11 protein-coding genes are annotated in these 11,803 nt (G+C 51.5%); all 11 read right to left on the reverse strand.

What is annotated here, in order from left to right; all coding sequences use genetic code 11:
- Positions 1 to 2: 2 nt before the first annotated feature.
- Entirely contained in the window at positions 3 to 641 is a 639-nt protein-coding gene (rnhB, locus tag KDK14_RS20115; RefSeq protein WP_257267012.1) for a ribonuclease HII, read from the reverse strand.
- A 78-nt stretch (positions 642 to 719) separates the two neighbouring features.
- The gene (gene lpxB / locus KDK14_RS20120; RefSeq protein ID WP_257267022.1) at positions 720 to 1,880 is read right to left on the reverse strand and encodes a lipid-A-disaccharide synthase; all 1,161 of its coding nucleotides are present in this window, start codon (positions 1,878 to 1,880) and stop codon (positions 720 to 722) included.
- A complete protein-coding gene (gene lpxA, locus KDK14_RS20125) occupies positions 1,880 to 2,662 on the reverse strand; it encodes an acyl-ACP--UDP-N-acetylglucosamine O-acyltransferase (protein WP_373691126.1) in 783 nt (260 codons plus the stop codon). The genes lpxB and lpxA overlap by 1 nt, the downstream gene beginning before the upstream one ends.
- 65 nt (positions 2,663 to 2,727) lie before the next feature.
- Complete coding sequence (gene fabZ, locus KDK14_RS20130; protein WP_257267023.1) at positions 2,728 to 3,150, reverse strand: 3-hydroxyacyl-ACP dehydratase FabZ; 423 nt, start codon at positions 3,148 to 3,150, stop codon at positions 2,728 to 2,730.
- A 119-nt stretch (positions 3,151 to 3,269) separates the two neighbouring features.
- Positions 3,270 to 4,283 carry a UDP-3-O-(3-hydroxymyristoyl)glucosamine N-acyltransferase gene (lpxD, locus tag KDK14_RS20135; RefSeq protein WP_257267014.1) on the reverse strand — a complete coding sequence of 338 codons (1,014 nt, stop codon included), beginning with the start codon at positions 4,281 to 4,283 and terminating at the stop codon, positions 3,270 to 3,272.
- Positions 4,284 to 4,289: 6 nt separating this feature from the next.
- Positions 4,290 to 4,799, reverse strand: coding sequence for an OmpH family outer membrane protein (locus tag KDK14_RS20140; RefSeq protein WP_257267015.1), 510 nt, complete (start codon positions 4,797 to 4,799; stop codon positions 4,290 to 4,292).
- A gap of 132 nt (positions 4,800 to 4,931) precedes the next feature.
- Positions 4,932 to 7,259 carry an outer membrane protein assembly factor BamA gene (gene bamA, locus KDK14_RS20145; protein WP_257267016.1) on the reverse strand — a complete coding sequence of 776 codons (2,328 nt, stop codon included), beginning with the start codon at positions 7,257 to 7,259 and terminating at the stop codon, positions 4,932 to 4,934.
- A 161-nt stretch (positions 7,260 to 7,420) separates the two neighbouring features.
- Positions 7,421 to 8,824: a sigma E protease regulator RseP gene (gene rseP, locus KDK14_RS20150; protein WP_257267017.1), complete on the reverse strand. Its 1,404-nt coding sequence runs from the start codon at positions 8,822 to 8,824 to the stop codon at positions 7,421 to 7,423.
- Positions 8,821 to 10,035 (reverse strand): 1-deoxy-D-xylulose-5-phosphate reductoisomerase, encoded by a 1,215-nt coding sequence (gene ispC, locus KDK14_RS20155; RefSeq protein WP_257267018.1) that lies wholly within the window; start codon positions 10,033 to 10,035, stop codon positions 8,821 to 8,823. The genes rseP and ispC overlap by 4 nt, the downstream gene beginning before the upstream one ends.
- Before the next feature lie 3 nt (positions 10,036 to 10,038).
- Positions 10,039 to 10,842 carry a phosphatidate cytidylyltransferase gene (locus KDK14_RS20160; protein WP_257267020.1) on the reverse strand — a complete coding sequence of 268 codons (804 nt, stop codon included), beginning with the start codon at positions 10,840 to 10,842 and terminating at the stop codon, positions 10,039 to 10,041.
- Positions 10,836 to 11,615, reverse strand: coding sequence for a polyprenyl diphosphate synthase (uppS, locus tag KDK14_RS20165; protein WP_257267021.1), 780 nt, complete (start codon positions 11,613 to 11,615; stop codon positions 10,836 to 10,838). The genes KDK14_RS20160 and uppS overlap by 7 nt, the downstream gene beginning before the upstream one ends.
- Between the last annotated feature and the right edge of the window lie 188 nt (positions 11,616 to 11,803).

Genomic DNA, 11,803 nt, shown 5'->3' on the forward strand with positions numbered 1-11,803 from the left:
CTCTACGAGGACGCCCAGTCGGGCGCTATTCTCGGACAGCCTCCCAGTTCCCGAACTGGCTTGAAGGAACGACGATGCACGGGAGCAGGCCCCAATTTTCTTAACGCTTCAAGGTGAACCCTGGTTGGATAACCTTTATGCCCAGCAATGCCATAACCTGGCCACTCTCTGTCCATAATCAACATTTCCCGGTCGCGGGTCACTTTGGCAATAATGGAAGCTGCAGCAATCTCAGGAACACGACTATCGCCTTTGACAATGGCTTCAGAGCGGCATGTCAGCGTTGGACAGCGGTTTCCATCAATATAAGCCAGTTCAGGTCTGACCGCTAACCCCGCAACGGCCCGCTGCATTGCCAGCATGGTGGCATGGAGAATATTCAGTTCATCGATTTCTGCTGCTTCAGCCCTGCCCAGCGACCAGGCGAGGGCGTCCTGACAAATCATGTCAAAGAGCGCCTCCCGCCTTTTTTCCGACAGTTTTTTAGAGTCATTCAAACCTGCAATCGGGCGAGCAGGGTCCAGAATGACGGCAGCAGCAATCACTGGTCCGCACAATGGCCCCCTGCCCACTTCGTCGACACCGGCAATGATTATTCCTGTGTCACTGGATTCAAACCCGTCAAACTGATTCTGCTTCATTGGCTCTCTACCCGCTGAAGGCTCTCTACCCGCTGAAGGCTCTCTACCGGCTGAAGGCTCTCAAACGGCTGAAGGCTCTTAACGCCGCTGAATGACCGACATCACCGCATCAAAGGCCAACCGGCTGGCATCCTGCTTGAGCTGACGGTGAATCTCCATGAAAGACTGCTTCAGCCCCCCCGTGTAATCCTGATCCTCAAGCGCCTTCTTGATACAAACTCTCAGGGTTTCAGGGGTAGCATCATTCTGTAACAGTTCAGGTACCAGCTCTGTGTCGGCCAGCAGGTTTGGCAAAGAGACATATTTGACCTTCACCATCCGGCTGATAATGGCAAAGCTCAGCGGCGCCATTTTATAACTGACAACCAGCGGCTTTTTATGCAGTGCAGCTTCAAGAACAGCAGTACCCGAGGCGATCAGAATCGCATCCGATGCCGCCATGACCGATTGCGCCTGACCATCATAGACGATGACATCCAGATCCGGAAACTCATTGACAATAGGCAGTAGCTGTTTTTTTCGTCGTTCATTAGCGCAGGGAATCAAAAAGCGGGCATCGGGAAAATCTTTTCTGAGCAGTCGTGCGGTCTCAAGAAATAATGGACCAAGTTTGGCTACCTCGGTTTTACGGCTTCCCGGCAAGAGTCCGATCAGCGGCCCACCACCATGACTGACACCCAAAGTCTGTCTGGCTGCGTCCTGATCCGGATTCATCGGAATCTGGTCCGCCAGAGGGTGACCGACAAAAGTCACAGGTACATCATGATTCCGGTAATAGTCCGCTTCAAACGGCAGCAGAGCCAGCATATGGTCTACTGAGTGTCGGATTTTCTTCAGACGACCTTCACGCCAGGCCCATACCTGGGGACTGACATAATGCACGGTTGGAATACCGGAAGCTTTCAGCTTGCGTTCAAGGGCCAGGTTAAAATCAGGGGCATCAATGCCAATGAATACATCGGGCTGATCGGCAATCAGCCGCTCCCGTAACTGTTTTCGAATACCCAGCAGCTCCCGCAGACGCCCCAAGACCTCAACCAGCCCCATTACCGATAACCGCTCCATGGGGAACAAGCTGTCAAAGCCCTCTGACTGCATCAGGGGGCCGCCAATACCATAGCAGTAGGCGTCTGGATAATGTCGTTTGATTTCCCGGATCAACCCGGCCCCAAGCATATCCCCTGAGGCTTCTCCTGCAACCAATGCAATACGTAATGATAACCCCACAGCGGATTTCATCACCGGGTAATACCACGGGTTGATGATTTGAGAGAGTCAATCAGCAGTTGAATTTCCGGTAACGGCTCCATACTCTCCAGGCGGTCAATCGCTTCAGCCGTTCTCAAACCCTGGCGGTAAATGATCTTGTAGCACTGTCTCAGTTTGCTGATCAGTTCAGGCGCGTAGCCCCGCCGACGCATGCCTTCAAAGTTCATACCATGGGCTTCAGCCGGATTACCACTGGCCATGATAAAGGCCGGCACATCTTTAAACAGCGCCGTTTGGGCAGCACTCATGCTGAAGGAACCAATTTTGCAGAACTGATGTACCGTTGTGTAACCACCCAGGATGACGCTGTCACCAACAAAAACATGACCGGCAAGCGCCACATTATTGGCAATCACACAGTTGTCGCCTATAACACAGTCGTGGGCCACATGGGCGTAGGCCATCAGCAAATTGTTACTGCCAATAGAAGTCTGCCATTGATCCTGGATGGTGCCACGGTGGAGCGTACAGCCTTCACGGATAATATTGTTATCACCCAGCACCAGACGGGTGGGTTCACCTGCGTATTTTTTATCCTGACACTCTTCACCAACACTGGAAAACTGAAAAATACGGTTATTTTTCCCGATCACCGTTGGGCCCTTGAGCACCACATGGGAGTGAATACGGCTGCCCATGCCCACTTCAACACCCGGGCCAATATAAGTCCATGGCCCCACTTCCACATCCTCACCGATACGGGCACCGGGTTCGACAATAGCCGTGGGATGAACTCTGGCGGCAGGATTAATATTGGCTTTTAACGGGCTTACGGCTGCCCTGGCAGCTTCAGAATCCGTAACGGAGAGTGTGTCGCTCAAGATTTTATTTCCTTTCTTGCACACGTAACTTCGGCAGTGCAGACAATATTACCATCAACCACCGCCTCACAGGCAAATTTCCAGATATCCCGTTTCAGTGCCAACAGTTTTGCGCGAAGAATCAACTGATCTCCGGGAACCACCGGTGTGCGAAAACGCACTTTATCCGCTCCGGCAAAATAGTAGATGGTGTCACCATCGGTCTTACGAATGTGATAGCCAAGGATACCTGCTGACTGAGCCATCGCTTCAATAATCAATACACCCGGCATCACCGGATGCTGGGGAAAATGACCATTAAAATGTGGTTCATTGGTGGATACATTTTTAAGACACTCGATGGTGCCGTTATCTGTATCCACCTGAAGAATCCGATCCACCAACAAAAAAGGATACCGATGGGGCAGGATCTCCTTAATTAATTACCTCAATTCGTCTCATTCGCCATAAACTCTAATCTGCAACAGAAAAAGGCTGGAAAACCAGCCTTGTCTTTACCGTAAAAATTTTCAACCTGATTAGCAAACGGGTTTGAGTATTACTGTTGTTCCAGCTGCTTGACCCGCCTTGCCAGATCATCCAACTGCCGGAAACGAACCACGTTTTTCCGCCACTCGCGACTCTCCATAAAACCAGTGCCCGAAGAATAGGAGCCAGCCTGGGTAATGGAGCGCGTAATCATGGCCATGCCAGTGATAAACGTACCATCGGCAATGGTCAGATGACCGGCAAAACCGGCTGCTCCGGCAATGGTACAATGTTTACCAATCTTTGTACTTCCGGAAATACCGACACCGGCGGCAATGGCAGTGCTTTCGCCAATCACCACATTGTGCGCAATCTGAATCAGGTTATCCAGACGTACACCATTGTGTATTTCCGTATTACCCAGCGCACCACGGTCAATACAGGTGTTGTTGCCTATTTCAACATCGCAGCCGATCACCACACCACCGATCTGGGCTATTTTATGCCAGCAACCATCAGCGTGTGCATTACCAAAACCATCACCACCAATCACCGCCCCGGAATGAATGATGGTTCGATCCCCAATGGTGACACCATGGCAAACCGTGACATGACGATGCAGGTGGACATCACAGCCAAGCACGGAGTCGTGACCTACCACTGTACCGGCGTCAATGCGCACACCGGCGGCAATCTGAACACCGGCCTCAATCACCACATTGGCACCAATAGCGGCCGTAGTATCGACATTGGCGGTCTCATCAACCACGGCGCTGGGGTGGATACCTGCATTGCCACCACGGTCAGGATCGAACAGGAAAGACAGCCGGGCATAACCCAGATAGGGGTTATCAAGAATCAGGGCATTCCCGGAAAATTCACTGGCCGAATCAGGGCAGAGAATAACCGCACCGGCCTGAGTGGTTTTCAGGTATCTGGCATAGGCCGGGTTGGCCAGAAAGCTTAGCTCATACCCCCGGGCATCCTGCAGAGTATTCAGACCTGAAATCTGCTTGTCCGCGTCTCCCTGCAGACGGGCACCGCACTTTTCTGCCAGTTCGGACAAAGTATAAACAGCAGTCATGATTGATTACTTCATCTGGTTGAGGCTTTCGATTACTTTGCGGGTGATATCAATACCAGAGCTGGCATAAATGGCCATCTGGCGATCAATGATCAAATCCAGCTTCAACTCACTGACGACCTTATCGATGGCAGCCTGCAGTTTTGGGCGAAGTCTTTCACGCTCTGCATTATCCGCTTCTGCCTTGTCAGTCTGATACTGGCGTCCTTTCAGCTGTAAATCTTCATACCGTCGCTGTAACTCCAGTTGACGGACTTTCAACTGCTCGGCGCTCAGGGTCGGGCCATCTTTCTGAAGTTTTTCCTGCATATTACGAACTTCGCCCTCAAGCTTCTGCAGAGCAACTAACTGAGGCTTGAACCTGGCTTCAGACTTTTTGGCGTATTGTTTGCCTGCATTGGATTCGCTCAACACCATCACCGTATCCAGAACACCTATGTTCTTGTCGGTTGTGGCAGCATTAGCCAAAGGGGCCAGCAGAATCAGGGCCAGGAATGCCAGTCTGATCGATTTCAAAATACATCTCCTGAGAGCGGGAAAAGCGCACATTATAAAGAAAAGGTGCCTGATAGCACCTTTTAATCAGGTAAAACCAATCAGGCTAATCAGGTAAAACGCCCGCTTTCAAGAGGGCTTGTCACAATAAGATCAGAATGGAGTGCCCAGGGAGAACTGAAAGGTCTGGGTCTCGTCCTTATCCTGATCCCTGACCTTGAGTGCTTTGGCCAGGCTGAACGTCAACGGGCCCAGTGGGGTAATCCAGGTCAGACCAACACCGGTACTGTATCGTAACTCTGCCAGATCCGGTTTGTAACAACCGACCATATCAACACCCGCAGGACAGGTGGTATCAAAGACGTTACCGAAATCAAAGAACAGGCTGGTTCTCAATGAGCGCTGGTCTTTCACAAATGGCAGAGGGAACAACACCTCAACCGTACCCTCCACAAGCACATCGCCACCCATGCTGTTAAAGTCATCGGCATTATCACTCTGCGGAGCCTTCGGCCCCAGGGAGTTGTCCTTGTAACCTCTGACAGAACCGAACCCACCGGCATAGAAATTCTCAAAGAACGGCATTTCAGTCGTGTCGCCATAGGCACCGCCATAACCCAGACGTGTGGCAAAACGTGCTGTCAAATTGCGGGTGAGGGGCTGGAAGTACTGACCTCGATACAGCAGCTTATAAAATGTGGTGGTTGAACCCGGAATTGCGGCGGACAACGATACACTCTGGGAAAAACCCGCCGTTGGCAGCAGCCCGCGGTTCAGCTCTGACTGCGACCACCCCAGAGACGTCTTGATATTGGTAAACTTGCGCCCTTCAGTAGCCAGATAATTCAGGATAACCCCGGGCGTGCCGGAACCGGTAGTAATTTCGGTACCATCAACCCCAAGACTGAAATTGATGGACTGTGTTTCAGACAGTGGATAACCAAAACGGACGTTACCACCATAGGTATCAGCCGCATAACTTGAGATATCAGAATCACTGTAGTCATAGGTCCGATAGTAGACATCAAAACCACGGGATACTCCGTCAATGGTGTAATAAGGGTCCATAAAACTGAAATTGTAGAGCTGGCTGACATCACTCTTGTTCAGACCAACCGTCACCTTGTTGCCGGTACCCAGGAAGTTGCTCTGGCTGACCGAGCCACCAAGCAGCAGGCCATCAGACTGGGAGTAGCCGATACTGGCGGTGACACTACCGGAAGGCTGCTCCTCTACAGTGTAATTGACATCAATCTGGTCACTGGTTCCCGGAACCGGAGGTGTTTCCACGTTGACTTCCTTGAAATACCCCAGACGTTCAAGCCGTACCTTGGACTGCTCAATCTTTTGGGTATTTGCAGAAGCACCTTCCATCTGGCGCATTTCCCGGCGTAATACCTCATCATCGGTCTTGGTATTTCCTGAGAAATTAATCCGTCGGACGTACGCTCTTCGCCCCGGATCAACGAAAAAGGTTAACTCAACGGTTTTGTTGTCGTGATCCGGTTTGGGAATTCCCGTAACATTGGCAAAGGTGTACCCTTCGTTACCAAGGCGGCGGCTCAGGATCTCTTCAGTGGTCGTGATCAGTCTACGGGAAAACACTTGCTCCGGCTGGGTCAAAAGCAGCTTTCTTGCCTCATCTTCGGGTATCACCAGATCACCGGCTAGCTTGACGTCACTGACTGTGTACTTGTCACCTTCATCAATATTGACGGTAATGTACACACTCTGCTTGTCAGGGCTGATAGAAACCTGGGTGGAGGGAATATTGAAGTTGATATATCCCCGATCCAGGTACCATGATCTCAAACGTTCCAGATCACCGGACAGTTTCTCACGGGAGTATTTATCCGAAGAACTGAAGAACTGATACCACCGGGATTTCTGCAGCTCAAAAAGGTCGATAAGTTCATCTTTGGGGAAGGCCAGGTTACCCACAACATTGACATGCTGGATTGTAGCAACCTTGCCCTCCTTGACTTTGATACGCAACTTCACCCGGTTACGGGGCTGGGCTTCAACATCGGCAGTAATCCGTGCACCGTAACGCCCCTGGGCAACGTATTGACGCTCAAGTTCAAGACGGATCGCCTCGAGCGTGGCCTGCTGAAAAATCTCTCCCTCAGCCAGACCGGAGCGCTCCAGGCCCGTCATCAGATCTTCTGTCTTGATGGCCTTGTTGCCCTTGATCTCAATGGAGCTGATGGAGGGTCGCTCAACCACAGCAACTACCAGTACATTGCCTTCACGAGCCATACGGATATCATTGAAATAACCGGTTTGATAAAGAGCGCGGGCGGCCCCGGCGATATCCGGCGATTCAATATCATCACCAACCTCAACGGGCAGGGCGTTAAAAACGGTCCCGGCTGAAATCCGTTGCAGGCCATCGATTCGGATATCTGAGACAACGAAGGCCCGGGCAGCAGGCACGATGGCTAAAGAGCCAATCAGCAGAGACAACAGTGATCGCTTCATGGAATCCGTTCTTATCCGTGTTCATTTCGCATTAACGTGAAAAACATGTTCTTCAATTTCCACACCGCTATTATGACGCGCAGAGCGCAAAATGTTGGTTGTTTGTCTCTATGTTGGATGTCGATGCCAGTTTAGAAAGCCCATCGGTCTGACCCAAAGGATCATTGAAAGAGGCGACTCAGGTCGTTATACATGGCCAGCATCATCACTCCGACAACAAACGTTACCCCGACTTTCAAACCCAGTGTCTGTATTTTCTCAGAAAGAGGCTTGCCCCTGACCATTTCAATGAGATAGAAAAACAGATGACCACCATCCAGCACTGGTATGGGGAGGAGGTTCAGTACCCCAAGACTGACGCTCAACATGGCCAGGAAATAGAGAAAATTTTCCAGCCCGGACTCAAGCGATGCGCCCGCCACTTTAGCAATGGTTATCGGACCGCTCAAGTTTTTAACAGAAACCAGCCCGACAACCATTTTCCAGAGAGACTCCAGTGTCATGCTGGTCAGCGACCAGGTGGCCCGGACACCTTTTAACAAGGACTCAACCGGCCCGAATTGTAAATGGCGAATCATGGTTTCTGGCCAGGAGACCTGTTGGACACCTGCACCGATAAAACCGGTGGTGACCCCATCAGTGGATCGACTGCCCGGGGTCAACGGCATGTCCTGAATGACACCATCACGCTCAACCAACAATTGAAGCGTTTGGCCGGCATTGTCACGAATCAGTTCAACAAAGTGCATCCAGTCAATGATGGTTTCCCCATTAACACTCAATATTTTATCACCTGACTCAAGACCATCTCGCGCTGCTGCGCCATCGTCCGATAACTGACCAATCACCGCAGGAATGACAGGAGAGTATGGCACAATACCCAGCGAACGTATGGGGTTGGGCTGTTCTTCATTAACAAGCCAGTCAACTACCGCGACATTTTTATTTCGGACGGCCCCCTCTGAGACTTCTCCTGGCTCGCCAGCGCGGACAGAGAAATGAAGGCTTGCACTCTCACCAATGTAGCTCAGCAGTTCCATGTTGACAGCCTGCCAGCCCGGGGTTTCAACATCGTTCAGCGCAACGATTTCATCACCGGGGTTAATTCCTGCAACCGCAGCCGGTGAATCGGGAATCACTTTGCCAACCTGGGGCATCAGGGTACGAACGCCCACCATATACATGAGCCAGAGGGCAAAAACCGCCAGCAGAAAGTTAGCTGCAGGACCGGCAGCGACAATGGCAATCCTGGCAATAACGGGCTTACTATTGAAGGAAAGATGCCGTTCATTATCGGGAACCGGCCCCTCCCTCTCATCCAGCATCTTGACATAGCCACCCAACGGTACTGCCGCAATACTGTATTCAGTACCGTGACGATCAGTCCAACGCCACAATGACTTGCCGAAACCCACGGAGAAGCGGAGCACTTTAACACCACAACGCCGAGCCACCCAGAAGTGACCATACTCATGAATACTCACCAGTATTCCAAGGGTTACGACAAAAGCGAATATAGTCTGCGCTGAGCCAGCTATCTGCGACAGGAGCGATTCAAAAATCATGCAACACCCTGCATTAGTGAAACCTGTTTCTGTGCCAGACTGCGGGCTTCCCTGTCGGCTTCCAGCACGTGATCCAAGTCGCCGACCCTCATGACCGGCAAAGTCTGTAAAGTTGCATCAATAACTTCAGGTATGCGGTCAAAACGGAGCTTGCGCTCCAAAAATGCATCAACGGCAATTTCATTGGCAGCATTGAGCATAGCAGCGGCTGTACCTCCGCTGCGTGCCGCATCCTGGGCCAACTTCAAACACCGGTAACGCATCATGTCCGGAGCATTGAAATCCAGTCTGCCGATCTCGGTCAGGGACAGGGGGGCAACGCCGGAGGGTATTCTGCCAGGCCATGCCAGGGCATAGGCAATGGGCGTCCTCATATCTGGATTGCCCATCTGCGCAAGCACTGAGCCATCCTCATAATCCACCATTGAGTGGATGATGCTTTGCGGATGAATCACCACTTCTATCTGATCGGGACGGGCATCAAATAACCAGCACGCTTCAATAAACTCAAGCCCCTTATTCATCATCGTGGCAGAGTCTACCGAAATTTTACGCCCCATGCTCCAGTTTGGATGGGCGCAGGCCTGTTCCGGCGTCACAGCAGCAAAGTTTTCTACCGGTGACTGTCGAAATGGACCTCCGGAAGCGGTCAGCAATATTCTCCTGACCCCCACCCGCTCAAGACCCAGGTGATGATCAGCAGGCAAACACTGAAAAATGGCGTTATGTTCGCTATCAATAGGCAGGAGCACAGAGCCAGACGCCCTGACCGCATCCATGAATAAGGTTCCGGTCATTACCAGCGCTTCCTTGTTCGCCAGGAGTATTTTTTTCCCGGCACGAACCGCCGCCATAGTTGGCGATAGCCCTGCAGCGCCCACAATGGCCGCCATAACCACATCGACGTCACCATCGGCCGCCACCTGGTTCATTGCATCCTGGCCGGATGCAACGGACGTATTCAGGCCTGCCGACTGCAGGTCTGTCCTGAGATTGCTGGCTGCCTGCTCATCCGCCAAAACGATATATTGCGGCTGGAACTGACGGGCCTGCTCCAGCATAACAGCCACATTTTTGCCCGCTACCAGAGAATGCACGCTGTATTGATCCGGGTTGCGAGCAATAACATCCAATGTACTTTTGCCAATGGACCCGGTGGACCCGAGTACACAAACCCGCTGTCTGACGGATCGAGAGCACGGTGCAGTCATGACCTATATCCCCCTGATTATCATGACACAAAGAGTAAATATGGGAACCGCAGCAGTCAGGCTGTCAATTCGGTCGAGCACACCACCATGGCCGGGCAATAGACTACCACTGTCCTTAACCCCGGAGTAACGTTTAATCACACTTTCCCAAAGGTCCCCCAGAACGGAAACCAGAACGGTCACAATGGTCAGCATCAACAATGACACCCCCTGAATAAAGCTGATATTGGCAAACAAAGTTACAAGGCTTGAAATCAGCATTGAAAACAGTAGCCCCCCCACCAGTCCCTCCAGGGTCTTTTTAGGGCTCACTCGCTCAATAAGCCTTGTTTTACCAAAACGCTTGCCTACAAAATAAGCACCACAGTCGGCCGCCCAGACCATGACCAGAAGCGTAACGATCAACCAGGCTGAGTCGATCATTTGTTTGAGTTCATAAAGACCCAGCCATGGTGGTACCAGAGTCAGAAAACCCATCAATAATCTAAGGGGCCTGTTGGCAAGCCAACGCCCGCTCCCCGGATATTGTCGGACAAGGATGAAGGCAATCAGCCACCAGATAGCAGCCAGTACAAGGATTACAGAGGGCGGTAAATACAGGGTCAAACCACAGCAGGCACCAATAGCCAGGGCATAGCTCAGACGTGCAGCTCGTTGTTGAAAACCCGAGAGGCTTGCCCACTCCCAGGCTGCCAGCATAATTATAGCGGCGATAAAGCAGCCAAAACCGGTTAACGGTAATAAAAAAACGCCCGACAGGGCCACTGGTGCCAATATAACAGCCGTTATAATTCTTTCTTTCAGCACAGTGTTTCAGCCTCCACCTGCTCGCTGGTTTTGCCAAATCGTCTCTGGCGACGGGCATAGCTTAGCAGCGCCTGCTGCAATTCAGCACGGCCAAAATCCGGCCACAGGGTGTCGGTAAAATAAAACTCACTGTAAGCACATTGCCACAACAGAAAGTTACTGATTCGCTGCTCACCACTGGTACGAATCAATAGATCAGGAGCAGGCAAACCCGCCGTACTGAGATGTTGTTCAATGACAGACTCATCAATATCATTAGCGGCAAACTCACCGCGAGCCACTTTTTCAGCCAGTTGTCGAGTAGCAGAAGTGATATCCCACCGACCACCGTAGTTGGCAGCAATGACCAGGGTCACGGAATAATCATGGGCAGTGAGCGCTTCCACTTCTTGAATATATTTCTGGATGTCAGGACTGAATCGGGAAACGTCACCAATGACCTTCAAACGGATCCTGTTTTTTTGCAACCGTCGAGCCTCACGTTTGAGAACACCCCGAAACAGGCGCATAAGGCCATTCACTTCAAAGATCGGTCGATTCCAGTTTTCGCTGCTAAACGCAAACAGCGTAAGCACTTCAACACCCTGCTCCTCGCAGGCTTCAACCACCTCACGAACCCGGTTGACACCAGCGTGATGGCCGGCAAGCCCGGGCAGGTGTTTCCGTTTGGCCCAGCGATTATTACCATCAAGAATGATAGCCACATGGCGCGGCAGCCTCTCTTGCGGAACTCCCTGAATGCCGCTTTTTCCCTGTATCGATGTATTGGCCATGGATTAAGACGATCTGAAAATTGGCAGGTAAAAAAAGTGTAACAACAGAACCTTGCAGGAGCCCGGCGCAAAAAGCAAGCACCGGCCATGCATTAAAAGGCAACTGACGTATGAAAATTGACAGCCATTACCTAACCCGTCGTAAAGCATCGCCTAATCGGGCCGGGCCGCGCAGGCGGTGATATAAG

Origin of the sequence: Endozoicomonas sp. ONNA2 (assembly GCF_024606365.1) — a bacterium.
GTDB lineage: Bacteria > Pseudomonadota > Gammaproteobacteria > Pseudomonadales > Endozoicomonadaceae > Endozoicomonas.